General features: G+C 68.3%; 26 protein-coding genes. 9 read left to right on the top strand and 17 right to left on the bottom strand.

Annotated features, from left to right (window positions below):
* Window positions 1–15: 15 nt before the first annotated feature.
* Window positions 16–1983 (bottom strand): 3-hydroxyacyl-CoA dehydrogenase/enoyl-CoA hydratase family protein, encoded by a 1968-nt coding sequence (locus WDJ57_RS04960; protein WP_338904431.1) that lies wholly within the window; start codon window positions 1981–1983, stop codon window positions 16–18.
* Window positions 1984–2104: 121 nt separating this feature from the next.
* On the opposite strand from WDJ57_RS04960, the gene WDJ57_RS04965 reads away from it, so the two are divergent.
* Window positions 2105–3262, top strand: a complete 1158-nt coding sequence (locus tag WDJ57_RS04965; protein ID WP_338904432.1) for an acyl-CoA dehydrogenase family protein — start codon at window positions 2105–2107, stop codon at window positions 3260–3262.
* A 183-nt stretch (window positions 3263–3445) separates the two neighbouring features.
* Here the strand turns inward: WDJ57_RS04965 and WDJ57_RS04970 are convergent, their stop codons facing one another.
* The 5 genes from WDJ57_RS04970 to WDJ57_RS04990 all read right to left on the bottom strand — a co-directional run bounded on the left by WDJ57_RS04970 (window position 3446) and on the right by WDJ57_RS04990 (window position 8970).
* Entirely contained in the window at window positions 3446–4783 is a 1338-nt protein-coding gene (locus WDJ57_RS04970; RefSeq protein WP_338904433.1) for a hypothetical protein, read from the bottom strand.
* An 82-nt stretch (window positions 4784–4865) separates the two neighbouring features.
* Window positions 4866–6995 carry a ribosome rescue protein RqcH gene (gene rqcH, locus WDJ57_RS04975; protein ID WP_338904434.1) on the bottom strand — a complete coding sequence of 710 codons (2130 nt, stop codon included), beginning with the start codon at window positions 6993–6995 and terminating at the stop codon, window positions 4866–4868.
* Between the two features lie 49 nt (window positions 6996–7044).
* Window positions 7045–7731 (bottom strand): MBL fold metallo-hydrolase, encoded by a 687-nt coding sequence (locus WDJ57_RS04980; protein ID WP_338904435.1) that lies wholly within the window; start codon window positions 7729–7731, stop codon window positions 7045–7047.
* Entirely contained in the window at window positions 7731–8678 is a 948-nt protein-coding gene (locus tag WDJ57_RS04985; RefSeq protein ID WP_338904437.1) for a zinc-dependent metalloprotease, read from the bottom strand. The genes WDJ57_RS04980 and WDJ57_RS04985 overlap by 1 nt, the downstream gene beginning before the upstream one ends.
* A 49-nt stretch (window positions 8679–8727) precedes the next feature.
* Window positions 8728–8970: a hypothetical protein gene (locus WDJ57_RS04990; protein WP_338904439.1), complete on the bottom strand. Its 243-nt coding sequence runs from the start codon at window positions 8968–8970 to the stop codon at window positions 8728–8730.
* 99 nt (window positions 8971–9069) lie between these two features.
* On the opposite strand from WDJ57_RS04990, the gene WDJ57_RS04995 reads away from it, so the two are divergent.
* The gene (locus tag WDJ57_RS04995; RefSeq protein WP_338904441.1) at window positions 9070–10125 is read left to right on the top strand and encodes a M20/M25/M40 family metallo-hydrolase; all 1056 of its coding nucleotides are present in this window, start codon (window positions 9070–9072) and stop codon (window positions 10123–10125) included.
* Window positions 10126–10200: 75 nt separating this feature from the next.
* Complete coding sequence (locus WDJ57_RS05000; protein ID WP_338904443.1) at window positions 10201–10587, top strand: winged helix-turn-helix domain-containing protein; 387 nt, start codon at window positions 10201–10203, stop codon at window positions 10585–10587.
* A gap of 12 nt (window positions 10588–10599) precedes the next feature.
* On the opposite strand, the gene WDJ57_RS05005 is transcribed toward WDJ57_RS05000, so the two are convergent.
* Entirely contained in the window at window positions 10600–11034 is a 435-nt protein-coding gene (locus tag WDJ57_RS05005; RefSeq protein ID WP_338904445.1) for a COX15/CtaA family protein, read from the bottom strand.
* 334 nt (window positions 11035–11368) lie between these two features.
* On the opposite strand from WDJ57_RS05005, the gene WDJ57_RS05010 reads away from it, so the two are divergent.
* The 3 genes from WDJ57_RS05010 to purF are packed head-to-tail and all read left to right on the top strand — an operon-like array spanning window position 11369 to window position 13168.
* Complete coding sequence (locus WDJ57_RS05010) at window positions 11369–11563, top strand: LSM domain-containing protein (protein ID WP_338904447.1); 195 nt, start codon at window positions 11369–11371, stop codon at window positions 11561–11563.
* The gene (locus WDJ57_RS05015) at window positions 11560–11727 is read left to right on the top strand and encodes a 50S ribosomal protein L37e (RefSeq protein WP_338904448.1); all 168 of its coding nucleotides are present in this window, start codon (window positions 11560–11562) and stop codon (window positions 11725–11727) included. The genes WDJ57_RS05010 and WDJ57_RS05015 overlap by 4 nt, the downstream gene beginning before the upstream one ends.
* Window position 11728: 1 nt before the next feature.
* On the top strand, window positions 11729–13168 hold the full coding sequence (purF, locus tag WDJ57_RS05020; RefSeq protein WP_338904450.1) for an amidophosphoribosyltransferase: 1440 nt from the start codon (window positions 11729–11731) through the stop codon (window positions 13166–13168).
* Here the strand turns inward: purF and WDJ57_RS05025 are convergent, their stop codons facing one another.
* The 4 genes from WDJ57_RS05025 to WDJ57_RS05040 all read right to left on the bottom strand — a co-directional run bounded on the left by WDJ57_RS05025 (window position 13169) and on the right by WDJ57_RS05040 (window position 17473).
* Window positions 13169–14263 (bottom strand): sensor histidine kinase, encoded by a 1095-nt coding sequence (locus WDJ57_RS05025; RefSeq protein WP_338904451.1) that lies wholly within the window; start codon window positions 14261–14263, stop codon window positions 13169–13171.
* 34 nt (window positions 14264–14297) lie between these two features.
* Window positions 14298–14864 carry a DUF420 domain-containing protein gene (locus WDJ57_RS05030; protein WP_338904453.1) on the bottom strand — a complete coding sequence of 189 codons (567 nt, stop codon included), beginning with the start codon at window positions 14862–14864 and terminating at the stop codon, window positions 14298–14300.
* Between the two features lie 114 nt (window positions 14865–14978).
* Window positions 14979–17246: a CDC48 family AAA ATPase gene (locus tag WDJ57_RS05035; RefSeq protein ID WP_338904455.1), complete on the bottom strand. Its 2268-nt coding sequence runs from the start codon at window positions 17244–17246 to the stop codon at window positions 14979–14981.
* Window positions 17243–17473, bottom strand: a complete 231-nt coding sequence (locus WDJ57_RS05040; protein ID WP_338904457.1) for a DUF7127 family protein — start codon at window positions 17471–17473, stop codon at window positions 17243–17245. Before WDJ57_RS05040 ends, WDJ57_RS05035 begins: the two co-directional genes overlap by 4 nt.
* Before the next feature lie 145 nt (window positions 17474–17618).
* On the opposite strand from WDJ57_RS05040, the gene WDJ57_RS05045 reads away from it, so the two are divergent.
* On the top strand, window positions 17619–18398 hold the full coding sequence (locus WDJ57_RS05045) for an alpha/beta fold hydrolase (protein WP_338904458.1): 780 nt from the start codon (window positions 17619–17621) through the stop codon (window positions 18396–18398).
* A gap of 52 nt (window positions 18399–18450) precedes the next feature.
* On the opposite strand, the gene panB is transcribed toward WDJ57_RS05045, so the two are convergent.
* Genes panB through WDJ57_RS05060 form a run of 3 tightly spaced genes read right to left on the bottom strand, consistent with a single transcriptional unit; the run spans window position 18451 to window position 21623 of the window.
* Complete coding sequence (gene panB, locus WDJ57_RS05050) at window positions 18451–19260, bottom strand: 3-methyl-2-oxobutanoate hydroxymethyltransferase (RefSeq protein ID WP_338904460.1); 810 nt, start codon at window positions 19258–19260, stop codon at window positions 18451–18453.
* A gap of 40 nt (window positions 19261–19300) precedes the next feature.
* Entirely contained in the window at window positions 19301–19852 is a 552-nt protein-coding gene (locus WDJ57_RS05055) for a DUF2062 domain-containing protein (protein ID WP_338904462.1), read from the bottom strand.
* A 58-nt stretch (window positions 19853–19910) separates the two neighbouring features.
* Window positions 19911–21623, bottom strand: a complete 1713-nt coding sequence (locus WDJ57_RS05060) for an Hvo_1808 family surface protein (RefSeq protein ID WP_338904464.1) — start codon at window positions 21621–21623, stop codon at window positions 19911–19913.
* An 87-nt stretch (window positions 21624–21710) separates the two neighbouring features.
* Between WDJ57_RS05060 and WDJ57_RS05065 the strand changes: the two genes are divergently transcribed.
* The gene (locus WDJ57_RS05065) at window positions 21711–22142 is read left to right on the top strand and encodes a universal stress protein (RefSeq protein WP_338904466.1); all 432 of its coding nucleotides are present in this window, start codon (window positions 21711–21713) and stop codon (window positions 22140–22142) included.
* Window positions 22143–22144: 2 nt separating this feature from the next.
* Here WDJ57_RS05065 and WDJ57_RS05070 read toward each other — a convergent pair whose 3' ends face one another.
* A complete protein-coding gene (locus WDJ57_RS05070; RefSeq protein WP_338904468.1) occupies window positions 22145–23356 on the bottom strand; it encodes an inorganic phosphate transporter in 1212 nt (403 codons plus the stop codon).
* A 225-nt stretch (window positions 23357–23581) separates the two neighbouring features.
* Here WDJ57_RS05070 and WDJ57_RS05075 point away from each other — a divergent pair, with 225 nt between their 5' ends.
* Window positions 23582–23761: a DUF5822 domain-containing protein gene (locus WDJ57_RS05075; RefSeq protein WP_338906254.1), complete on the top strand. Its 180-nt coding sequence runs from the start codon at window positions 23582–23584 to the stop codon at window positions 23759–23761.
* Window position 23762: 1 nt separating this feature from the next.
* Here WDJ57_RS05075 and WDJ57_RS05080 read toward each other — a convergent pair whose 3' ends face one another.
* Together WDJ57_RS05080 and WDJ57_RS05085 are read right to left on the bottom strand one after the other, a co-directional pair.
* The gene (locus WDJ57_RS05080; RefSeq protein ID WP_338904470.1) at window positions 23763–24299 is read right to left on the bottom strand and encodes an HAD family hydrolase; all 537 of its coding nucleotides are present in this window, start codon (window positions 24297–24299) and stop codon (window positions 23763–23765) included.
* Between the two features lie 49 nt (window positions 24300–24348).
* Window positions 24349–25479, bottom strand: a complete 1131-nt coding sequence (locus WDJ57_RS05085) for an acyl-CoA dehydrogenase family protein (protein ID WP_338904472.1) — start codon at window positions 25477–25479, stop codon at window positions 24349–24351.
* Between the last annotated feature and the right edge of the window lie 22 nt (window positions 25480–25501).

The following is a 25501-nucleotide window of genomic DNA, read 5'->3' on the forward strand; positions in this document are numbered from 1 at the left end:
CGACGCGGAGTCGCTTTACTTGCCTTCGAACTCGGGGTCGTCGTCGCTTTGCATCTTGGAGACGCCTTCGAGGAAGTCCTCCGAGCCGATGAGGTGGCCCATCGCCTGCGCCTCGACTTCGAGTCCGGCGTCGGTGTCGTCACGGCCGGCGCTGAATGCCTTCTTCGTGTACTCCTGGGCCAGCGGCGGGCCGGCGGCGAGGTCCTCGGCGAGTTCGAGCGCGGCGTCCTCGAACTCGTCGTTGTCGACGACCTCGTTGACGAAGCCGTACTCCGCCATCGTCTCGGCGTCGTAGTGGTCGCAGGTGAAGATGACCTCCTTCGCGCGGCTCTCGCCGATGAGGTGCTTGAGCCGCTGGGTGCCGCCCCAGCCGGGCATGATGCCGAGGTTGTGTTCGGGCTGGCCGAACGTCGAGCGCTCGCTGGCGACGCGCATGTCCGCACAGGTCGCGAGTTCCATCCCGCCACCGAGGGCGTACCCGTCGATACCGGCGACGACGGGCATCGAGAGGTCCTCCAGGCGGCCCCAGGTCTCCTGGCCGGTCCGCATCAGGTCGACGGCGTCGATGGGGTTCGCGCTGCCGGCCATGCCGACGGCGTCGGCACCGGCACAGAAGGCGCGGTCGCCGGCACCGGTGATGAGGACGGCACGCACGTCGTCGTCCGCCTCGAACAGGTCGAGCGCGGCGTCGAACTCCTCGATGAGTTCGGGGCTGACCGTGTTCATCTGGTGTGGCCGGTCGAGGACGATCTGCCCGACGTTCTCGGCGGGGTACTCGACGAGGATGGTGTCGAAGTCGACCTCGTCACCGTCGTCGTCGCCGCCGTAGAAGCCGCCGTCCTCGGCCGCCGCCCGCAGGCCGTCGCTGACCGCGTAGCGTTCGTGGCCCGTCTCCTCGTGGGCCGCTTCGAGCGCCTCGACGAGGGAGTCCAGGCCGGCGTCGTCAGCCATCTTCGCCGGGCCGTCCGGGAAGCCGCCGCCGAGTTTGACCGCCTGGTCGATGGAGTCGACGGGCGCGACGTCCTTCTCGACGAGTTTGCCGGCCTCGTTCGCCATGACGGCGAGCAGCCGGTTCTTCACGTCCTCGCGGCCCGCGTCCATCGGCACGTCGACGCCGCCGTCCTCGTAGTCGTAGAAGCCCTTGCCGGTCTTCTTGCCGTACTCCTCGTCGTCAACCTTCTGCTGGAGCAGCGGCGAGGGCTCGTAGGCGTCACCCAGCACCTCGTGCATGTAGTCGAGGACGTGCAGGATGACGTCGTTCCCGACCTGGTCGCCCAGTTCGAAGGCACCCATCGGGAGGTTGATGTCGTACTTCGTGGTGGAGTCGACTTCCGCGATGGTGGCGAAGTCCTCTGCGACCATCCAGCAGGCCTCGTTCATCAGCGGCACGAGGATGCGGTTGACGACGAAGCCCGGTTCGTCCTTGTGGACGTGGACCGGCGTCTTGCCGAAGGACTCCGCCAGGTCCGCGACGAGGTCCGTCGTCTCCTCGGCGGTGTGCGCGCCGTTGATGACCTCGACGAGGTCCATCTGCACGGGCGGGTTGAAGAAGTGCATGCCACAGAACTGCTCGGGGCGGTCCGTGACCTCCGACAGCTCTGTGATGGAGAGACTCGACGTGTTCGAGGCGAAGATGGTCCGCTCGGGCGCGGCCGCATCGAGTTCCTGGTAGACGTCCTTCTTGATGTCCATCTGCTCGATGATGGCCTCGATGACGACGTCCGCGTCGTCGACAGCCTCCTCCAGGTCGACGACGGGCTCGACGCTCTCGATGGCCGCGTCCCGTTCGTCCTCGCCGATGATGTCCTTCTCGGCGAGTTTGTCCAGGCTCCACTCTATCTGGTCGTACCCGTCCTGGACGATTTCCTCCTCGATGTCCCGAAGACGAACGTCGTACCCGGCGAGTGCGGCAACCTCTGCGATACCATGTCCCATGGTGCCCGCGCCAAGCACCGTGATGGTCTGGATATCATCAAGTTCCATAAGTCAACGTTTGTTTTGGTCACGCGCGCGGGGTTTCAACGTTTCTTTCTACGGGGAACAACGCAAATGGAGTTTATCCAGTCGGGAAAAACTCTAAATGCATTTGTGAGTTTCTAGAACTATGGACTTCGGACTGACCGACGAACAGAAGCAAATCCGCGACGAGGTTCGGCGCTTCGCCGAGAACGAGGTGGCACCGGTCGCCGGCGAGTACGACCGCGAGGAGAAGTACCCCCACGACGTGATGGAGGAGGCGGCCAAGATGGGACTGACCGGGGCGAACATCCCCGTCGAGTACGGCGGTGCGGGCTACTCGACGCTGGAAATCGCACTCATCATCGAGGAACTGTTCGCCGTCGACCCCGGCATCGGACTGTGTGTCACCTCCGCCGCCTTCGGCGGCGAGGCCATCATGGGCTTCGGGACGGAGGAACAGAAAGAGGAGTACCTGGAGCCGATAACCCGCGGCGAGGCCGTCATGGGCGCGGCCATCAGCGAACCCGACGTGGGCTCGGACGTGTCGTCGGTCTCGACCCGCGCGGAGAAGGACGGCGACGAGTGGGTCATCAACGGCAACAAGATGTGGATAACCAACGGCTCGGTCGGCGACTACTTCGTCGTGATGACCCAGACCGACCCCGACGCTGAGGGTCGGTACAACGGCTTCTCGCAGATTATCGTCGAGTCCGACCGCGACGGCTTCACGGCCGAGAAGATAACCGGTAAGCTCGGTATCCGCGCGTCGGACACCGCGGAACTCATCTTCGACGACGTGCGCGTCCCGGAGGAGAACCTCGTCGGCACGCGCGGCGGCGGCTTCCTCCAGCTCATGCAGTTCTTCGACGAGACCCGCACCGCCGTCGCCGCACAGGGCGTCGGCATCGCGAAGGGCGCGGCCGACCGCGCGCTGGACTACGCCCAGGAGCGCGAGCAGTTCGGGCAGCAAATCGGCGACTTTCAGGCCATCCAGCACAAGCTCGCTGACATGCACACCCGGACGGAGGCCGCCCGACAGCTCACCTACAAGTCGGCCTGGAGCGTCGACAACGCGGAGGACCAGCTGACGATGCTGGCCTCCATGGCCAAGGAGTACGCCTCCCGGGTCGCGACGGACGTGGCCGACGAGGCCGTCCAGATTCACGGCGGCGCGGGCTACGTCGACGACTTCGACGTCGAGCGACTCTATCGCGACTCGAAGATAACCCAGATTTACGAGGGAACCACCGAGATACAGAAGAACATCATCGCCCGCGAACTGCTCGGCAAGGGCATGGTGTAACCGAGGGGCGGCTGCCGGATTTCCTCCGTTGACCCGGCGAGTACATAAACCCCCTCAAGACGACGGCAACACGGACAGGCATCCGCGCGCTCAACGTAGAGTTGCCGGGTAGTCTAGTTTGGGACCTGATGCCCGGCCGCTGGGGACTCACACCGGACTGCCGTTTCCGACGCCCACCGCTTTTCAGACGTAACCCAGGAGTGGCATCACGAGCCCCAGGAGCCAGCCGACGACGCCGACGACGATGAGCCCGGCGCCACGGTCGTCGATGCGCGTCGCGCCGGCCGCGACGAGGCCGAGCGCGACGGTCAGTCCCACGCGGTGCAGAGCCAACTGGATGGGAATCGAGCGGACCCCCAGCCCACCGAAGTCCAGGACGAACGCGCCGCCGAGCCCGGCGACGACGAAGCCGAAGGCCGGCAAGGGGTCCAGCCGAGGGCCGAGCCACCGGGAGACCCGCTGGATGCGCTCGAACCGTGAGGTCGCACCGAACGGCTGGCCGAGGCCAAAGGCCAGCGCCGGCAGGCCGACGGCGATGGCGGGGTACAGCACCGCGAGGAAGACCCGCGGGTCCACGTCGGCGACGGCCAGTTCCATGACGACGGCGACGCTGCGGACGCCGAGATAGACCGCCGCGAGCGCCGTCGCGAGCACGATACCGCGGACGTTGCGGCCGCTCCAGCGCAGGAAGCGCCGGCTCTCGTCGACGAGTGACCGGCGGGTCTCGAGGGAGAGCAGACCGCCGACGAGCAACGCGGCGAGTCCGGGGACCATGCGGACGGTCGAGAGCCAGCCGTCGTTCCAGCCGCGCTCGACGCCGTAGTACTCGCGGCTGACGCTGCGGACGTAGGGCTGGCCGATGAACTCCTTCTCCAGTCTGGTCCGTGAGTCGCGGATGTCGGTGACGGTGTGGCGCAGTCGGAACCAGTCCCAGTACTCCCGGTGGACCTGGATGGCCGTCCAGGACGTCTCGGGGAGCGTGTACGCCCGGATGTGGTACCGGCCGCCGAAGTAGTTGCCCGCGTGGACCTGGAACGTCTCGTCGACCCACCGTGCCTCGCCCCCGACTGGCCGGGCGTCGATGTAGGAGTACCGCGTCGAGCCGTGGGCGTCGTTCCACGAGAGGAGGCTCTGGTCGAACTCCACCGGCTGGACGCGCACCTGCCGGGCGTCAGCAGTCGCCTCCGCCGGCGCGCTCGCGTTCTCGGCGCTGGCGTTCGCTACCGAGGCGTTCGCGGCCGTCTCGTTTGTCTCCTCGGCCAGTTCCCAGTCCAGCGCCGACCGCTCGGTCAGCACGCGCCGGACGCGCTCGTCGTCACCGTGGACGACGAGGTTCGTCGCCAGCGTCCGTCCCTCCGGGGACCGCTCGCGCGAGGTGTACGGCCAGAGGTAGCTCCCGCCGGGGTCTGGCTGGACGAGCACAGACCGGTTCAGCACCTCGCCGTCTGCGGGGGTGGCCGTCGGGAGCCCCAGCCCGCCAGCTACCAGATAGGTTCCGGCGAGCGCGAGAAGTCCGACCACGATGAGACGACGGCGCGAGAGCACTTTCAGGCCGGGTGTTCGAGACGGAGTACCATACGACTATTGGTGGCCCGGTCGACAGCTACTCCACCATCCGACTGCCACCGGGCGGCAGGAACTCCTGGATGCGGTCCGGGCTGGCGACCTTCCGGACGAAGGAGTCGTCGGCGAAGCGGTCGCGGAACTCCCGGTAGAGGCGCTTGGCGATGTCGTTCTGTGCGAACTTCCCTGGTTCCACCTCGATTGCCGTCTCCGCGCGGTCGACGATGGGGTCCGCTGGGCCGCCGATGACCCGCGTCTCGGGTTCGCAGGTGATGCCGACGGCGACGCCGACCGGCGTGTCCTCGAAGTACGTGCGGTCGCCGCGGATGGCGAACCCGCCCTTCTCCAGGTACTCGCCGCTCTCGGGCGTCTTCGAGACCTGGTCCGGGCCGACCATGTAGACGTCGCCGGCGAACTTGCCGTCCTTCCAGACCGAGGAGTAGGAGACGGCGAACTGGGCGGCCTCCCGCTTCGAGCGGTCGGGAATCTCGATGTCCTCGTCGGCGGGTTCGCTCGGTCCCGTCGCCTTCAGCACCGTCGCGGGGCCGCCGTGGGCCTGCGCGTGGAAGAACAGGTCGCCCCGGTCGAGGTACTTCTTGACGATGGCCTCGTTGTCCTCGGCGTCGCGGCCGCCGATGACCAGGAAGCCGTCGCTGGTGTGGAACCAGCGAAAGCGCTCGTACCACTGCTCGTCGCTGCGGACCGGAATGGACGCCCGGCCGAGCCAGTCGACGTCCTCGGTCTCCTCGTCCGATTCCTCCTCGGCGTCCGCCTCGTCCGCGTCGCCGGCCTCCCACTCCTCGCGGCGCTGCTCGACGGCTTCCAGTTCGGCGCGCGTCTCGGCGATGGCCTGCTCTGCGCCCTCCTTCTTGTCCTCGATGCGCTTGGCCTCGGTGTAGAGGCGGTCGGCGTTCTTCTCGACGCCGTCGGCGACGACCAGCGTCACCGTGTGCTCGCCCACGTCCATCGTCACCGTTCCCTCGCTGCCGTCCAGCGACCGGACCGCTTCCGCCGCGGCGATGCCCTGCTCGGCCCCCTCTGCGAAGCGCTCCTCGATGGCCTCCCAGGCACGCCCCTCCTCGCGGGCCGCCCGCACCGTCGACAGCACGTCGTCGACCAGGTCGTAGTGAGCGTACAGCGCCTCGGCCTTCTCGCGTTCGGCCTCGGCCTGGTCCTCGAAGTCCTCGATTGCGCCCTGCTGTTGCTGGATGATGCGCTTCTGTTTCTCTATCTGGGCCTCGAAGTCGGGCCGGTTGCGCCCGGTCGACTCCTGGCCCTGGTCGGCGTGGTCCGCCTCGAAGTTGGTGAAGTAGTCGTCCAGCGCGGCGGTGAAGCGGTCGAACGGCTCCGGGTAGAGGTCGGCGTGTTCCTCCATCGGCACCGGCGTCACGTCGACGCGCGGGCCCTTCTCGCCGTCCTCCCGCTCGTGGTAGACGCGCGGGTCCAGGTCCCCGCTCTTGAGTGCGGTCGCGAGGTCGCCGACCGTCTCGTAGAGAAGCCGGACGTCGTCCTCGTCGGTGTCGGCGATGGCCTGGGTCTTCTCGACGCCGGCACGGGTGCACAGTTCCTCGCCCCAGAGGCCGCCGAAGTTGAACTGCGTCGCCAGCGTCCGCACGACGTCGGTGTCGGACTGGTGCATCCGGGCGGCGAAGCCGTCGTAGTCGACCGACAGCGGGTTGAAGCGCGCGTCGGGGAACTCGTACTGCGCGCCCGGCGCGACGGTCCGGGACTTCAGCCGGACGGTGTCGAGACAGTCGACCACGTCGCCGGTGCCGTCGAGGACCGCGACGTTGCCGTCGCCGAACAGTTCCGCGACGACGGTGGTGCTGTCGTCCTCGCGCTCGAAGTGAAACTGCATGATGCGGTCGAACTCGAACTGCTCGACGCCGGCCAGTTCCGCGCCCGCCAGCCGGTTGCGCAGCATCATCGCGAAGTTCGGCGGGCGCTCGGGGGCGGGCGGGACGTTGTCGGCGTCGGCGACGCGGACGTGTTTCGTGTCACCGACGTCTATCAGCACCTCGACGCGACCCCGCTCGTAGTGGCGGAGTTTCAGCCGCAGCAGGCCGTCCTCGTAGAGGTAGGCCTTGTCGACGCCAGCGCCCTCGTAGGCACCGAGTTCGCCGGCGAGCGCCGCGAGGTCGACGCTCGTCAGTTCCCGCTTTGGTTCCATACCCGTCGTTCTGGAAGCGGATGGAAAGAGGTGTCGTTCGGGCCAGCAGTCAGCACCGCGTCGCGAGGTCGGCGAGCGCCGCGTGCCCGCCGGTGAGTATCGGGTCGCCGTGGCCCATCGCGGCCACCTCGAACGCGGGGAGCCGGTCGACCAGCGCCCGGACGCTCGCCCGGAGCTGTGCCATGTCGTAGGAGTCGTACCACTCCGGCGTGGTCAGGGTGCCGCCGTCCTCCCAGACCAGGTCGCCCAGCAACGCCAGCCCCAGGTCGTCGTGGACGTAGACGGTGTGTCCGGGGTTGTGCCCGGGCGTGTGGTGGGCGGTGAACCCGCCGATGCGGTCGCCGTCCGCGACCGGGACCACGTCGAAGCCGTCGAGGTCCCAGACGGGCCTGACGGCGCGGTGGAACAGCCCCTTGTGGGTCAGCGGCGGCGTCGCGGAGCCGTCGGCGAGTGCCAGGTCGGCCGCGCCGACGTGGACCGGCCCGTCGAAGCCGGTCAGCGAGCGCAGGCCGCCGACGTGGTCGATGTCGTAGTGAGTGACGAGCACGCGGTCGATGTCGCTCGCGTCGTAGCCGGCGGCGGCGAGTTCGCTCCCGATGGAGGGGTGATTGACGAACAGGCCGGCGTCGACCAGGGTGAGAGCATCACGATACTCGACGAGGTAGGCGTTCGAGGCCAGCGGCGGGACGAGGCCGAGTTCCAGCAGCCAGACGCCGTCGGCGAGTTCCCTGACCATCAGGCAACCCGGGCCAGCCACGCCCGGGGATTGTCGAGTTCCTCGTCGGTCGGCAGCGTCTCCGGCGACTCCCAGACCCGTCCGGCGGTCTCGATGTCGCTCGCGTCGACGACAGTGTCGAAGAAGTCCTTGCCGCGTTCGTACTGGCGGCGTTTCATACTCAGGCCCAGGACGCGGCGGATGAGCCGCTGGAGCGGGCCGCGACCCTGTCGCCGCTCGTCGAGTTTCGCGCGGAGGTCCGCGAACTCGCCGTCGAACGCCCGGTCCATCACGAGTTCCGCGTACCCCTCGACGGCCGTCATCGCCGTGTCGAGGCGGCCGAGGCGTTCCCGGTCGATGGAACCCTCCGCGAGGTGTTCGATGGCCTCCTCCATCGAGGATTCGAGGTACTCCGGCAACCAGGGGGCAGCGCCGAACTCGGCGGCGTGGGCGACTTCGTGGAAGGCTATCCAGCGGCGAAAGCGCGGATAGTCCACGTCGAGAGAGTCCGCGACGCGCGTGATGTTCGGCCGGACGAAGTACAGCGCGTGGTCGTCGCCGTCGGCGAGCAACAGCGGGTCGTACTGGCCGAGGACGTTGTTCGCGAGAAAGGAGAGCGCGACGGCCATCGACCCGGTGTTGAGCACCCGGGCGACGCCGGGGATGTACTGGGCCTGTGACTCGACGGGTGCCATCACCCGCTCGAAGGTGGCGACGTTCCTGTCCATCCAGTGGTGGCGGTTCTGTATCTCGACGGTGTCCGGCAGGTGGAAATCGAGCGCGGCCACCGCCCGGATGCGGTCGCGAGCGTCGCGGACGTCGGTAGCGTAGGCCGCCCGCTCGGCGCCGTCCAGGTCGAGGTCGCCGGGCTCTGTCGCCGCCTTCGCGGCGTCGGCGACGGCGTCCCAGTCGACGGGCCCGTCGCCGCTGGCACCCGTGACGGCGCGAACGCTTCGATAGAGACTCATTACCGTCTCCAGGGGAGCCCGCGGCAAATGTCTTCCCCTCGGGGACCCGCTAGTCCTCTTGCGATTCCAGTGGTTCGAGCGGTTCCTCCGACTCGCCGAGGAACTTCCGGGCGGCGGCGGCGAGGACGACGAGGAAGAACAGTCCGACGAAGAAGGGGACGACGCCACCCCCGCTCTCGTCCGTTTCCTCGTCGATTTCGACCGCTTCCTCTGTCTCGCCGCTGCTGAAGGGCGCGTTCGCGCTGAACGATGCATCGTCGAGCTGGAGTTTCAGGAGTGTGAATTCTCCCATAGTGATACGTTCGGTGAGCCGACCCTTAGCGGTTTGGGCGCGAGCGCAAACCCGAACGGCGACCGGTGGTTTCAGGCCGGCGGCCTCCCAAGGGCGAGTATGGACGAGAACCGTCGCGCGTTCCTGGACGACCTGCTCTCGACTGCGACCCCCTCCGGCTTCGAGACGGCCGGACAGCGAACCTGGGTAGCGTACGTCTCCGAGTTCGCCGACGAGGTACGGACCGACGACTACGGCAACGCCGTCGCCATCGTGGAGGGCGGCGACACCGAAGTGGCGCTGGCGGGCCACGGCGACGAGATCGGGTTCATGGTCCGGGACGTCGAGGACAGCGGGATGATTCGGATGACACCCATCGGCGGCTCCGACCGGACGATCTCGAAGGGACAGCACGTCCGGATTCACACGGACGACGGTCCCGTACCCGGTGTGGTCGGACAGACGGCCATCCACCTCCGGGACCCCGAGGAGGACAAGGTCGACGACATCGAGGAGCAACACGTCGACATCGGTGTCGAGGACGGCGAGGCAGCCGAGGAACTCGTCGAGGTCGGCGACCCGATCACCTTCGACCAGACCATCTCCGACCTGGCGGGCGAACGCGTCGCCGCCCGGGGACTGGACAACCGCATCGGTATCTGGGCGGCCGCCGAGGGACTCCGCCGCGCGGCCGAGCGCGGCCCCGAGGCGACCGTCTACGCCGTCTCGACGGTCCAGGAGGAACTCGGCCTCCAGGGCGCGAAGATGGTCGGGTTCGACCTCGCCCCGGACGCCGTCGTCGCCACGGACGTGACCCACGCGACGGACGCGCCGGGGACGCCAAGCGGCAAGGAGACCGGGCTCGAACTCGGCGCGGGACCGGTCGTCGCCCGCGGGAGCGCGAACCACCCGAAGGTCGTCTCGGCAGTCCGCGAGGCCGCCGCCGAGGCCGACATCGACGTGCAGTTGCAGGCCACCGGGAGCCGCACCGGGACCGACGCCGACGCCTTCTTCACCTCGCGGGGCGGGATTCCGTCGCTGAACCTCGGCGTCCCCAACCGCTACATGCACACCCCCGTCGAGGTGCTGGACCTGGAGGACCTGGACGCGACGGCGGACCTGCTCGCCGAGTTCGCGCTCTCGGCGCACGACCAGGAGTTCTCGGTCGACATCTGAGCTCTTAATAACCGCCCTTATTCAGCGCTTACTGAGTCATGGAACGTTTTTCCCCCTGGCAGCAAAACAAACGACATGGTAGAGCGGAGCGGACCAGGGACCGGCGACGGCGAGGGCATCCTGCCCGAGCACAGCATCCTGTCGCTTTCGGAGTATCTGGACATGCAACGAGCAATCGGGAACGAGACGCGGTTCCGGGTTCTCGACCACCTCGTCGACGAAGGGGCTCGGAGTGCCAGTGAACTGAAACAGGCACTCGACGTCGAATCGAACACCCTTCACTATTACCTCGACACGCTCGTCGACGTCGGGCTCGTCGAGAACCGCAAGCGTAGCGAACCCGACAGCGATGGCCTGCACTCCTACTATCGAGCCACCTCACTGGGCGAGGGAATCCTCACTCACGGCGTCCGCGAACTGATGCGCGAGGAGTGGGACCTGCTGGACGCCTACGGCAGGTAGCCCTCGCAGAAATCACTCACCACCGACAGCGGCGTCAGTTCGCTCGCCGAACCAGCTTCCCACCGTCGCGGTCGAGAGCGCCAGCAGGATGAGCAGGGCGACGCTGAGGTGGCCGGTCACGACGACCGGCTGGAGTAGTTCCGTCACCGTCAGTCGGCCGAGGTACACCTGTAGCGGGAGCAAAGCGACGGCGAGCGTGGCCGCGCCGACGACGAGCCGCCGGTCGCGCTGCCAGCGCCAGGCGGCGATGACCGTTCCCAGAATGAGGAAGCCGAGCGCGAAGGCGAGCCCGCGGTGGACCCACTCGGCGAATATCTGTACGGCGGTGTAGGGCGCGTCGGCGACGACGCCGGAGTGGAGGAATGGGACCCACGTCCCGTAGCAGGTCGGCCAGTCCGGGCAGGACAGCCCCGCACCGATGGCGCTGGTGTACGCCCCCAGCACCATGACGACGTACGTGACCGCCGCCGTCAGGCCGGAGAGGTGGTGGAACGATACCGCCGAGCGAACGCCGTCGAGTCGCGTCGTCCGGGCCGCAGTCCCGGTTGCGTCTGGGGTCGAGATGTGTGCTCACCCGGGTCCGGCTTGCCCGGCGCGGGACAAAGTGATTCTGGTGCGAACCTCGAAATCTGCCGCCTCAGAGCCTGGTACGACTGTCGAAAGGAATCGAGCGGTCCCCGACAGTAGGTGGGAACGAAACGGGGACCAGGTGTGGAGAGACGGGGCGTCGGGGTCAGGGTGAGCCGGTACGTTTATGCTCCCGACACCGCCCCGTAGGGGTATGAGCGACCACGGGAACAGACCGCTGGACGTGCTGGAGGCATCCGTCGGAGAGGCCGTCACGGTCCATCTGAAGGGCGGGGAGATATACGAGGGCGTCCTCGCGGGGTACGACCAGCACATGAATCTGGTCGTCGAAGAGGGCGAAGACACAACGATTATACGCGGCGATAACGTCGTCTCCATCAACCCATGACTGGTGCAGGAACCCCGAGCCAGGGCAAGAAGAACACCACGACACACGTCAAGTGTCGCCGCTGTGGCGAGAAGTCGTATCACAAGAAGAAGAAGGTCTGTTCGTCGTGCGGATTCGGGAAGTCGGCAAAGCGCCGCGGCTACGAGTGGCAAAGTAAAGAGTAACATGCACGAGAAGTGCGGCGTCGTCGGAATCTCTCTTTCCGACCGTGGCGCCGCCCGCCCGCTCTACTATTCCCTCTACGCCCTCCAGCACCGCGGCCAGGAGGCCGCCGGCATCGTCACCCACGACGGCTTCCAGCAACACGACCACGTCGGGACCGGCATGGTCGGCGACGTCTTCGACCAGGAGGACTTAGACCAGTTGAACGGCCCCAACGGCATCGGCCACGTCCGCTACCCCACCCAGGGCGGACTGGGTGCCTGCTGTGCCCAACCGTTCTCCGTCTCGTTCAAGTCCGGGTCCCTTGGCCTGTCGCACAACGGCAACCTCGTCAACACCGACGAGGTTCGCCAGGAACTGGCCGACCTCGGTCACGCCTTCACCTCCAACGGCGATACGGAGGTCATCGCCCACGACCTGGCGCGGAACCTCCTGGAGGAGGACCTGGTGCGTGCCGTCAAGTCCACCATGTCCCGCATCCACGGCTCGTACTCGCTGACCATCATGCACGACGAGACGGTGCTGGGCGTGCGCGACCCGCAGGGCAACCGGCCGCTCTGCATCGGCGAACTCGAGGACGGCTACGTCATCGCCTCGGAGTCCGCCGCCATCGACACGCTCGACGGCGAACTCATCCGCGACGTGAAGCCGGGCGAACTGGTCGTCCTCAAGCCCGACGGGTCCGGCTACGACACCTACCAGCTGGTCGAGCGCGAGAACACCGCTCACTGCTTCTTCGAGCACGTCTACTTCGCCCGCCCGGACTCGGTCATCAACGACGAACTCGTCTACGAAGTCCGTCGCAACCTCGGCGAGGCGCTCTGGAACGAATCGGGCGTCGAGACCGACGTCGTGATGCCGGTCCCGGACTCCGGGCGCTCCTTCGCCTCGGGCTACGCCGAGGCCGCCGCCGAGGACGGGGCTGACGTCGAGTTCGCGGAGGGCCTGATGAAGAACCGGTACGTCGGCCGGACGTTCATCATGCCGACGCAGGACGAACGCGAGCGCGCGGTGCGGCTGAAGCTCAACCCAATCAAGTCAACTATCGAGGGTCGCAGCGTCACCCTCATCGACGACTCCATCGTCCGCGGCACCACCTCGACGCAACTCATCGAGTTGCTGCGGGACGCCGGGGCGGAGGAGGTCCACGTCCGCATCGGCGCGCCGCCCATCGTCGCCCCCTGTTATCTGGGCATCGACATGGCGACCCGGGAGGAACTCATCGCGTCCGACCGCAGCGTCGAGGACATCCGGGACCACGTCGGCGCCGACTCGCTGTCGTACCTCTCCATCGGGGCCATCACCGAGGCGCTGGGGAAAGACGACACCGACCTCTGCCTCGGGTGTGTCACCGGGAAGTACCCCTACGACATCGAGGGGGAGGAACGCGACCGGGACGTCACCCGGCCGACCATCGGCTCCCCGGCCAGCGCCGACGACTGATTACGCGACGTCTGCGTCTCCGTCCCCACTCGGCACCTCGATTTCGAACGTCGTCCCCGCATCGCCAGCCAGCCGGACGGCCCCGCCGTAGCGGTCGAGAATCAGGTCCGCGAGGAAGAGCCCGAGGCCGTCCCCGTCGCTGTCCGGCCCGCGGGTGTTGGGCTCGAACAGGGTGTCGGACCGGAGCGGGACGTCCCCACCGGTGTCAGCGACGGCGACGACGACGCTTTCCACGCGGGCGTCGACGGAGACTGTCACGGGTGGGGTTCCGTGAACGACGGCGTTGTCGAGTACCTCGGCGATAGCGAGAGAGAGCAGTTCGTCGGCGGTGACGGCCGCGTCGGTGTCGCCCTCGACGGTGACGGCGACGTCGGGATGGCGCTCGTGCAGTGTCGCGGCGGCGCGGTCGATTGCCGCGCCGACGGGCCTGGGGTCACTCGCGGTGACCCACGTCAGCGCGTCGAGGACGGTCTCCAGGCGGTCGACGGTCTGGTCCATGTGCTCGCAGTGGGCGACGATGGAGTCGACGGCCACGTCCCGGTCTATCTTCCCGTCCTCGAGCAGTTCCGCGCGGCCGCTGATGGCGTTGAGGTCGTTGAGAATCTGGTGGCGGAGGATGTCGTTGAGCGTCGACAGCGCCGCCCGCTGGTCGTCGACGAACTCCCGGCGGGCCGCCTCGCGGCTCGCGCGCTCGACTAGCCGGCGGCTCCGGACGTCGTAGTCGCCGACGACGGCACCGAACAGCGCGCCCGCGGCGAGCACCGAGAGGAACAGGAGTGCCGTCTGGAACGCGGTCCCGACGGTCGGGACGACGACGCGCGCCCAGGCCCCGAGCGCGCCCAGCGCGAGCACACCGGCGCTCATCCAGGCCAGCACGCGGACGGCGTCGGCCGGGTCGTCGATGTCGACGGCGATGCGGCCCCCGGCGACGACGAGCAGGCCACAGAGGACGACCAGCGAGGAGACCTGGAGGAGTTCAGTCCCCGTGAGCCGGCCGTCGAGCAGCACCGTCCCGATGCCGACCGCGGCCAGGAGCGCGCCCAGTGCGCTGACAAGGTACCGCCACCGGGCGCGTGTCGCCGACTCACCGGACATATGGCTCCCGGCTACACCGGGGGTACTGAAAAGCCTACGGGGACCAGGGGACGACGTACAGCATGAGGTACACGACGATGCCGAGCGCGAAGGAGACGGCCCACAGCGTCGCCGCCACGCGACCGACGCGGGAGTGGGGCGACTCCCGGATGGCGGCGACGGGACGGGTCACCGCGACGAGCAACACGTAGTAGACGAGCGGGATGGAGACGACCGCCAGCAGGATGTGAATCGCCAGCAGCGGGAGGTAGACGAACTGGTAGATGGTCGACGGCCCCGGGAAGTCGCTGGGGCCTTCCAGGGCGATGCGGTAGAGATAGAGCACCAGGAAGGCGAGGAAGACGACGGTCGTGGCGACCATCGCCCCGCGATGTCGGGAGATGTCGCCGCCCTTGATAGCGCGGACGCCGACGGCGATGGTCACGAGGGCGGTTGCGCTCAGGGCGGCGTTGAGGTGGGGAATCGCGGCGACGAGCGGCCCGACCCGGGGGAGGAGCGTCTCGGGGACGAACCCGCCGGCGGTCCCGAACACGAGCGCCAGTGAGACGACCGACAGAACGACTGTCAGTTCACGCACACGGTCGCGGGCCTGCAGTTGCATGGGCGAGAGAAGGGACGGAGCGGACAAGGGGATTGCGTTTGACGGTTACCAGGAACGACCGGGCAGTCCACGAAGGGAGCGGCAGCGAAAACGGAAGTGGGCCAAGCGGAGCGTCTACTGGAAGGTCCGGCCGACCTTCTCTTCCTCTTCGAGTTCAGTGTCGCGCTTGCCGAAGCGCTCTTCGATTGCCTCGTAGCGCTCCTTGACTTCCTCGTCGACGCTGGGGGTGACCTCCTCCAGTGCCTGCTCGAAGTGGTCGGCGGTCACCTTGACGTTGCCGACGCTCTCGTCGATTTCCTCGGGGTCGACGCTCTCGATGAACTCCCGGGTCGCGGCCATCGATGCCTCGCGACAGACCGCCTCGATGTCGGCCCCGACGTACCCCTCCGTGCGGCGGGCGATGCTGTCGAGGTCGACGTCGCTCGCCAGCGGCTTGTCGCGGGTGTGGACCTCGAATATCTTGCGGCGGCCCTCTTCGTCGGGGACGGGCACGTGGACGTGGCGGTCCAGCCGTCCCGGACGGAGCAGCGCGGGGTCGATGAGGTCCGGCCGGTTGGTCGTCGCGATGACCACGACGTCCTCCAGTTCCTCCAGCCCGTCGAGTTCGGTCAGGAGTTGGGAGACGACGCGCTCGCCGACGCCGGAGTCACCGGAGTGGCGGCCGCGCTCGCCCGCGATGGAGTCGATTTCGTCGAAGAAGACGACGGTCGGTGCGTTCGACCGGGCCTTCTCGAACACCTCGCGGACGCCCTTCTCCGACTCGCCGACGTACTTGTTGAGCAACTCCGGCCCCTTGATGGAGATGAAGTTGCTCTGTGCCTCGTTGGCGATGGCCTTCGCCAGCAGCGTCTTGCCGGTGCCGGGCGGACCGTACATCAGCACGCCCTTGGCGGACTCCATGTCCATCTGCCGGAAGACCTCGGGATACTCTAGCGGCCACTGGATGGTCTCGCGGAGCCGTTCCTGCGTCTGGTCGAGGCCGCCCACGTCGTCCCAGCTGACGTCCGGGACCTCGACGAAGACCTCCCGCAGGGCGGAGGGTTCGATACCCTTCAGCGCCTGCTTGAAGTCGTCTTCCGTGACCTCCAGGCGCTCCAGCGTCTCGGCGTCGATCTCGTCCTCTTCGAGGTCGAGTTCGGGACGGATGCGCCGGAGGGCGTTCATCGCCGCCTCCTTGGCGAGTTGCTCGATGTCGGCGCCGACGAACCCGTGCGTGTTCTCGGCGTACTGTTCGAGGTCGACCTTCTCCGAGAGGGGCATCCCGCGGGTGTGGACCTGCAGAATCTCCTCGCGGCCGTCCCGGTCCGGGACGCCGACCTCGATTTCGCGGTCGAAGCGGCCGCCGCGGCGCAGCGCGGGGTCGATCGCGTCGACCCGGTTGGTCGCGCCGATGACGACGACCTCGCCGCGCTCGTTGAGGCCGTCCATCAGCGAGAGCAACTGGGCGACGACGCGGCGTTCCACGTCACCGCTGGTCTCGCCGCGCTCCGGGGCGATGGAGTCGATTTCGTCGATAAAGACGACAGCAGGGGCGTTCTCCTCGGCCTCCTCGAATATCTCGCGGAGTTGCTCCTCGCTCTCGCCGTAGTACTTCGACATGATCTCCGGCCCGGAGATGTCGGTGAAGTAGGCGTCAATCTCGTTGGCGACTGCGCGGGCCATCAGCGTCTTGCCGGTGCCCGGCGGGCCGTGGAGGAGGACGCCCTTCGGCGGCTCGATGCCGAGTTGCTGGAACAGCTCGGGGTGGCGCATCGGCAGCTCTATCATCTCGCGGACCTGTTCGAGTTCGCGGTCCAGGCCGCCGATGTCCTCGTAGGTCACGTCCGGGGTCTCGCGCTCGCCGCCGGCCGGCGCGCCCGCTATCTGCTCGGCGGGCTGTTCGGAGACCTCGACCTCGGTCGACTCGGTGACGACGACCGTCCCGCTCGGCTCGGTGCCCGCGATTTTCAGCGGAATCTTCTGGCTGGACATCGAGGAGAGCGGGCCGAGCCCGAAGGAGACCGGGACCGTCTGACCCTGGGTGACTGCCTGCCCGCTCAGGTTCTGTCGAATCATCGGGCCGACGTTGCCCCGGACCCGGAGGTTCTGGGGGAGCGCGACGGTGATGGAGGTGGCGGGCTTGACGTCGGCCGTCTCGACCTCGACGGAGTCGTCGATGCCGGCCCCGGTCTCCTGCCGGAGCTGGCCGTCGACGCGGACGACCGCGCGGCCGTCGTCCTCGGGGTAGCCGGGCCAGACGCGCGCGACGGCGCGGCCGTCCGGGCCCTCGATGACGATGTAGTCACCGTTCTCGACGCCCATCTCCGCCATCGCCTGGCGGTCGATGGCCGCGAGTCCGCGGCCCGCGTCCTTCTGTTTCAGTGGTTTGACAGTGAGTCTCATTCCTTCACCTCGATAGTGAGGACGCCATTTTTCATAAACGCTTGCGCGTCGCCGTCGAGTTCGATGTCGTACTGCTCGTCCCCGACGACGACGATGACCGTATCGCCGACCACGTCCACCGACGTCGACTTTTCGGCTCCGAAGTCGACGGCCAGGGTCGTGGCGTCGTCGTACTCGAAGCGACGCACGTCGACGTCGCGTCCTGCAAGCTGCTCTTTGACACTCATACTAACTACTGGTAAGTGAAGATAGTATATAAACCTATCGCTAAAAACCGTCCGACAGGCGGGGTATAGACAGGAACTCATTGAATGCGGTTCACACCTGCCCGGGACCCCACACGACGAAGTGCTGCGGGGTCGAACGGAGGGCATGGAGCAGGTCAGCCACGACGGACGGGAGACCGCGTACCGGGTCACACAGCCAGACGGGGACGGACCGACGGTACTGTACGTCCACGGCAGCGGCGGGACGCACCAGGCGTGGGCCCCGCAGTACGGCCCGCAGGGGCCGTCCCATCCAGCGGTCGCGGTCGATTTGAGCGGCCACGGGGATTCCGAGGACGTGGACACGCCGGCGGGCAGCGAGACGCTCGCCGCCTACGCCGACGACGTCTGTGCCGTCGCGACCGCGACCGACGCCGACGTACTCGTCGGCAACTCGCTGGGCGGGGCCGTCGTCCAGCACGTCCTGCTGGAGCGTGCCCTCGACCTCCGGGCCGCCGTCCTCGCCGGGTCCGGCGCGAAACTCGCCGTCCACGAGTCGCTACGCGAGGCGCTGGCCGGGGACTTCGAGGCGGCAATCCGGACGCTGCACGAACCCGACCGGCTGTTTCACGACCCGACGCCGCGGCTGGTCGACCCGTCGACGGAGACCATGCGGTCGGTCGGGCGGGCCGTGACCGAGCGGGACTTCCTGACCTGCCACACCTTCGACGTGCGCGAGCGCGTCGGCGACGTCGACGTCCCCGTGCTCGCGCTGGTCGGCGAACACGACCAGCTCACGCCCGTCGCCTCCCACGAGTTCCTCGCCGGGGAGATACCGGACGGCCAGCTGGCGCTCGTCGAGGACGCCGCGCACCTGGCGATGCTGGAGCAGCCGACGGCCTTTTCGAGCGCGGTCGGGACCTTTCTGGACGGTCTCGGGGGCTGAGTAACTGGGACCGCGACAGGACGCGTCCACGGCGGCGCTTCGAGGAGCCGCCCTAGTAGAACTCGTCCAGTTCCTCGGCGACGTGGCTGTGCTCCTCTGCCGGGAACTCGCCGTCCTGGACTGCCTCGACGTAGTCGCTGGCGGCCGATTCGAACTCCTCGCGGACGTTCCCGAAGGCCTCGGCGAAGGGCGGCGACCAGTCGCTCAGTCCCACCGCGTCGTTGACGACCAGCACCTGGCCGTCGCAGTCCGGCCCGGCACCGATGCCGATGGTCGGAATCGTCAGCGACTCCGTGATGTGCGACGCGAGGTTGGCCGGGATGTGTTCGAGCACGCAGGCGAAGGCGCCGGCCTCCTCGTGGGCGACGGCGGTGTCGAAGATGTCCTTCGCCTGCTCCTCGTCTGTCCCCTGGCGGGTGTAGCCGGTCTGGTTGACGCTCTGTGGCGTGAGGCCGACGTGGGCCATGACCGGGATGCCCAGATTCGAGAGGTGTTCGGTCAACTCGACGGTGTGGGGGCCGCTCTCTATCTTGACGGCGTTCGCGCCCTCCTCCTTGAGCATCCGGCCGGCGTTTTCGACGGACTCGGCGCGGTCGGTGCCGAAGGAGAGGAAGGGCATATCGGCGACGACGAGCGCGTCCTCTGCCCCGCGTGCGACAGCGCCGGTCCGCGAGGCCACCTCGTCGACGGTCACGGGGAGGGTGTCGTCGTACCCGAGGATGGCGTTGCCCATGCTGTCGCCGACGAGGACGACGTCGACGCCGGCCTCGTCGACGATGGTCGCGGTCAGGGCGTCGTAGGCAGTCAGCATCGTGATGGGCGTCTCGCCCGCCATCTCCTGGAGGTCCCGCACGGTAGTCATACCCTGTGCGTGGCACGCGGCGGATAAAACGTATGGGGTCCTAGGCGTTGTCCGTCCCCGAGGAGACGTCGGTACCCGAGTCCTCGCCGCCGTCGGTCGCGATGCCGACCCGCCGGGCGAACTGTCGGAGGCGGCCGTCCTCGTTGGCACGGTAGTTGTCGACCACGCGGTAGGCGACGAAGTAACTCGGCACCGCGGCGAGGATGGCGAGGATGGTGTTGCCGACGACGAGACGGAGGACGACCTCCGGCGCGGCATTCAGCGACACCTCGGACATCGAGACGCCCTCGACCGGCCCGAGCAGGAAGAACCCGAGGCCGACCGAGAGCCCGTAGACGCCCCACTTGACGACGGGGTTGAAGACGACGGCGGAGGCGACCAGGGCGAGTTTGCTCAGGCGGTCGACGACGGCGGCGAGCGCGACGAAGGCGAGAAAGCCGGTTCCAAGCGTTGGCAGCATCGTGATGAACACGCCGAGACTGAAGCTCTGTGCGACTTCCTCGGTCGTGTGTTCCTCGGAGAAGGCCCGCCAGAGAAGCGTCTTCGCGCGGCCGAGAGTCGCGCGGACTCGCTCCCGCAGGTCCGGAAGCATCTGGTCGTGCAAACGAACTCTCCGTAATTAGTTGTCACGGTTGGGGGGTCGCCCAGGGTCAGCGGCGGCGGACGGCGAACGCGGCGGCGGCCAGGACCGCTACCACGGCCCCGACCAGTCCGAACCCTGGTCCAGACCCGCCGGGCGTCTCTGTGGCCGTCCCGTCTTCGGTCGAGGTGGCTGTGGCGTCCGCCGTGGGCGTCGACCCGCCGGGGGTTGCCGTCGCCGTCGCGGTGCTGCCGTTCCCGTCGGGGTCCCCGGTCTGCGGCGGTGCCTCGGGCCGCACGGCCGGGAGGTCGGCGACCGTCGGCGCGTTGACGATGGTCAGGCGCGACCCGTCGCGGTCGATGCGGAACGCGTCGGCGAACTCGCTGTCGGCCGGGATACGGTAGGTGTCGTTCGTCCCGTTGACCCGCTCCGCACCGTGGTAGGCCAGCAGGTCGCGGTAGCCGGCGGCGAACTCCTCGGCTTCCGCCGGCGAGTCCCACACCGTCTCGAAGACGTAGGCCGTCTCGTTGCTCGTCGAGTCTGTGGGGACGTAGGGGAGGAGCGTGTCGCCGTCCCAGCCCGTCGTTATCGGGTGCGAGTAGTTGTAGCTGACCGGGCGCTGTAGCTGCCCGGTGGTTGCGTTGTAGTTGATGTGCGCGTCGAGCGGGATGACCTGGGCGTCTCCCCGGGTCTGTATCGCCGGGTAGGCCATCGCGACGAACCACCCGGCCTCGCCGACGGACCCGGTGACGCGCTCGCCGTTCCGTCGCAGGACCCGCCAGTCGTCGCTGCTGCGGTCGGCGACCGTCAGGTTCGTCGGGGTGTCGTCGGGATACCGCGCCGGGTGTATCGTCTGCTCGGTGCTCTCCGGCAGGCGGTCGTAGAGGGCGTCGATTGCGTCCCAGCCCCCCGCGCGCTGGCGCTGGCGCACGAACGCCAGCCCGGAGTTGTACGGCTGGACGAACAGCTGAACCATGCCGTAGTTCAACTGCGTGGACAGCACCGGGGAACCCGACTCCGGACGGTAACAGCTACCGTCCCAGGCACCCTCACAGCGCTGCTCGTAGCGGTACTGGACGTAGTTGGCGTCGCCCTCGATGACGCCGAGGGCCGCGTTCCGGTCCTCGATGGTCTCGTAGGACTCGCTGGTGTCGAACTGCTGGTCCTGCAGAGCGTGGAACAGTTCCTGCGCGAGGACCGCCTCCTGGATGCGGAGCCCGGAGTCGGTCGGTGAAATCATCGTGATGTTGCGCGTCTCCGGGTCGTAGTACGCGCTGACGCCCGTGCTGACCAGCGCCTCCTGGGACTCGGTCGCGTCCGCCGACTCGCCGATGAGCAACAGCGCCTCGTAGCCGACGTTCAGCGCCCGCGACTCCGTCTCGGTGAGGTTCGTCAGCGACGAGGCGACCGCCCGCTGCTGTTCCCGGCTGATGAGACGCACCGGCGGCGTGCGGTCGAACTCGATGCCGCGGACGTACTCCACGCGCGCCATCGTCCGGGCAGTGAGCGCCCGCAGTTCCGCGTCGTCGATGCCGTCGAACTGCTGGACGTCCAGCGTGGCGTTGTACCAGACGCCGTTCTCCCAGCCCAGCCGGTCCTCGGGCGGGTCCGGGTGCGACGACGTGACGACGTCGTCGGGAACCGTCGTGTTGCCGTCGGTCCGCACGGGGTCCTGCTGTGCCTGTACTGCCGGAGCAACGGTGAGGAGGGCCACAAGCGCCGCCGCGAGGACGGCGAGCGCGAGCCACGACCGGGGGACCGTATCGCTCGTTGACACTCGCATCGTCGGGAGTCATGCAGCCCAGACCTATAACTCTCCTGACCGGAGCGGACGACCAGCATACTTGTAGCTCCGCTTCCCAGTGACGGTATGGCTCCGTCGCACGTGCTGGTTCCGCTGGATGGCTCGCCCCTGGCCGACGACGCGCTGGTCCACGCGCTGGAGACGTTCGACTGTCCGGTGACGGTCCTGAACGTCGTCACGCCGCTGGACAGCCCGATGAGCGAGGGCGGCGTGCTGGACGCCGGAGAGAGCCGGCGAGAGGCCGCCCGCGAGCGCGCAGAGCGCATCGTCGACCGCGCCAGGACGAGCGCCGCGGAGCGGGGTCGGACCGTCGAGACGGCGGTCGAGACCGGCGACCCGGCCGAGACCATCGTCGAGGTCGCCACCGACAGGAGCGTCGACCACATCGTGATGGGGGGCCACGGCGGCGACCGGAACGAACTCGCGCGCCGCCTGCTGGGCACCGTCGCGACCGACGTTGTCGGCGACGCGCCGATGACGGTGACCGTCGTCCGGTAGTCCTACACGCCGAGTAGCGTCGCGAAGGCCCGGTAGAGCCCGAACCCGAGGGCTATCGACGAGACGAGCGTGACGAGCCAGAAGGCCAGCGTGACGCCGATTTTCCGCCGCGAGACGCCCGCCGATCCGCCCGCGAGGCCGCCGCCGATGACCCCCGAGATGATGATGTTGTTGAACGAGATGGGGATGCCCAGCGTGATGGCGGCCTGGGCGATGATGAAGCCGGGGACGAGCGCCGCAATCGACCGCCGGACGCCGAGCTGGGCGTACTCACGGGAGGTGGCCTGCAACAGCCGCGGCGCGCCCATCCACGCGCCACCGAGGATGCCCACCGCGCCGAGTCCGAGCAGGAGAACGCCCGGCAGGCCGAGTTCGACCTGGTAGAGATTCTCCAGCGGCCCGGTCGCCAGGCCGACCTGGCTGCCGCCGCTGGAGAAGGCGACGACGCTGCCCAGCAGGACGAGGAACGTCTTGATGCCCCGGTCGACCGAGTCCTGGGTCCGCCGGCGGATGAACTGGAAACTCGCCGCCGCGACGACGACTGTGACGACGCCGGCCCCGACGGCGGTGAGCGGCCCGGAGTCGAGGAACAGTCTGGGGAGGCCGGCCAGCGTCCCCTGCTGTTCGCCAGCGGGGGCGGGAATGACTGATAGCTGGACGTTGGCGATGATGCCGCCCACGACGGCCGCCAGCAGCGGAACGCCGACCGTCTCGGGGATGTCGTCCCGCCGGAGGATTGTCGCGGTGAGGTAGGCCAGGCCGCCGGAGACTGGCGGGACGAGCACCCAGAACGTTCCGATGCGCCGGTAGGTGTCGAAGACGGGGTCCCCGCCCAGCGAGAGGCCGACGCCTATCATCGCGCCGGTGGTGGCGAAGGCCGCTGGAACGGGGTAGCCGGAGTAGACGCCGAAGGCCATGAACCCGGTGGCCGTCAGCAGGCCGGCGGTCGCGCCCAGCGACGTGATGGGCTGGTTCGCGATGAGACCGGACCCGACGGTCTCGGAGATGCTGCCGCCCTGGGTGAGCGCTCCCAGCGCGGCGAGGATGCCGATGAGGAAGGCGGCCTTCATCGTGGAGATGGCGTTCGCGCCGATTGCGGGGGCAAAGGGCGGGGAGTTGCTGTTCGCGCCCAGCGCCCAGGCCGTCAGGAGGCTGGTGACGGTGGCGAGCGCGACCAGCACCCAGAACACCGCTCCGGTGACGGCGACGCTCATGGCCGGTCCGCCTCGACGGGTCCGGAGACCGGCCGCTGGCCGTCACCGGGGTCGGTCTGGCACCCTGTCGGCCGAGACATAGGTAAACTGGCTGCTGGCTCGCTTATAAACGTTCAGACACGAGCGGCGGAAACCGGCAGTGGCTTTATCCGCGCGTCAGTAGTCGGGGGTGTGTCACCGGAGGTAGAGCACACCGACCCCGAGGGCGTCGACTACGGGTGGGTGATGCAGGTCACGTTCGTCACGACCATCGTCGTCGGCGCGCCCCTCGTGGCCGCGCTGTCGCTGACGCGCGAACTCCCCACCTGGAGCGCCAGGGCCGGGTTCGCCATCCGCGTCGGGGCCGTCGTCTGGTTCCTCGTCGCCGTCGCCGTCTACCTCTACGCGCGGTCCCAGCAGACGTAGCTCAGCCGTCCAGACGGTCGGCCACGCCCTGGAAGGGGACGCCGGCTAGCTGTGCCGTGCGCCGGTCCCGTTGCGTGTCACCCACGAACAGCGTCTGGCCTGGCTGCGTGCCGAGCCCGCGAATCACCGCTAGCAGCGGCTCCGGGTCGGGCTTGTGCGCGTCGACGGTGTCACGGCCCACCAGCGCGCCGACGTGGCCGTCCAGCCCGTGGACCTCCAGCGCGATGCGGCAGGCCGCCTCGGCGTTGAGCGAGCAGACCCCGACGGGCACGTCGTGCGGGAGAGCGTCCGCCAGTGGCAGGCGCGTCGACGTGCGCGCGCCCTCGCGCTCGTGGTCTTCGATGACGCTCTCGACTTTCCGTCGCAGCCCCTTCTCCTCGGCAGTCTCGAGCACGTCCCAGAGGTTCATCCCGTCCGTGTCGACGCCCCGGGCCGACAGCACGGCACCCGCCTCGGCCGTGACCTCGTCCCAGTCCACGTCCAGTTCGACGAGCGTCCCGTCGAGGTCGTACACCAGCGCATCGTACTCGACTGTCACACGACGTGGTAGGCAATCCCCCCGCAAATGTGTGTCGGCAGCCTCGCTCTCAGGACCGGTCCAGCATCTCGCGGGCGATGACGGTCTTCTGTATCTGTGTCGTTCCCTCGTAGATTGTCGTCACCTTCGCGTCGCGGTAGAACCGCTCGACGTCGCTCTCGACGTAGCCGTAGCCGCCGTGAATCTGGACCGCCTCGTTAGTCACGTCCATCGCCCCTTCACTGGCGAAGTACTTCGCCATGCTGGCGGCCATCCGGGCGTCCTCGCCGCGGTCCATCCGCCGGGCCGCGTCGCGTGTCAGCAGTCGCCCCGCCTGCACGGTCGTCTGCATCTCCGCCAGTTTGTGCCGGATGCTCTGGATGTCGCTGATCGGCGCGTCGAACTGCTCGCGGTCCTGGGCGTACTCTATCGCCTCGTCCAGCGCCGCCTGCGCCAGGCCGACCGACTGCGCGGCGATGCCGACGCGCCCGCCGGAGAGAATCGACAGCGCCGCCGCCAGCCCGCGACCCTCCTCCGTGAGGCGGTGCTCCGCGGGAATCCGGACGCCGTCGAAGGTCAGGGCGGTGGTGTCGCTGGCGCGCAGGCCGAGTTTCTCCTCCGGCGGGCCGACGGTCAGGCCGTCGGCGTCCTTCGGGACGAGAAACTGCGTGATAGACTCCGGGTCGTCGGGGTCGGTCTTCGCGAAGACGACGGCGACGCCGCTGCGTTCGCCGTTGGTTATCCACTGTTTCTCGCCGTCGATGACGTACGCGTCGCCGTCGCGGTGCGCGACCGTCTCCATCTCCGCCGGGTTCGACCCGGCCTCGGGTTCCGAGAGCGCGAAGGCACCCACGGGACGGCCGGCCGCCATCTCCGGCAACCAGCGCTCGCGGACGTCCTCGCTGCCGAACTCGGCGATGCAGGACGTGGCAAGGGAGTGCACGGAGAGCGCAGTCGCGACCGCCAGCGACCCGTAGGCCAGTTCCTCGTTGACGATGGCGTAGGTCAGACGGTCCGCGTCGAAGCCGTCGTACTCGGCGGGGACGGTCAGGGCGGTCAAATCCAGGTCTGCCAGCGTGTCCCAGACGTCCTCGGGGAACGACTCCGCCGCGTCGGCATCCGCGGCGACGGGACGAATCTCCTCGACCGCGACCTCGCGGACGGTCTCGCGGATGGCGGCCTGCTCGGGCGAAAGCTCCATGGGTCGAGTTACCGCGGCGCGG

Source organism: Salinibaculum sp. SYNS191, from assembly GCF_037338445.1.
In the GTDB taxonomy this organism is placed as follows: domain Archaea; phylum Halobacteriota; class Halobacteria; order Halobacteriales; family Haloarculaceae; genus Salinibaculum; species Salinibaculum marinum.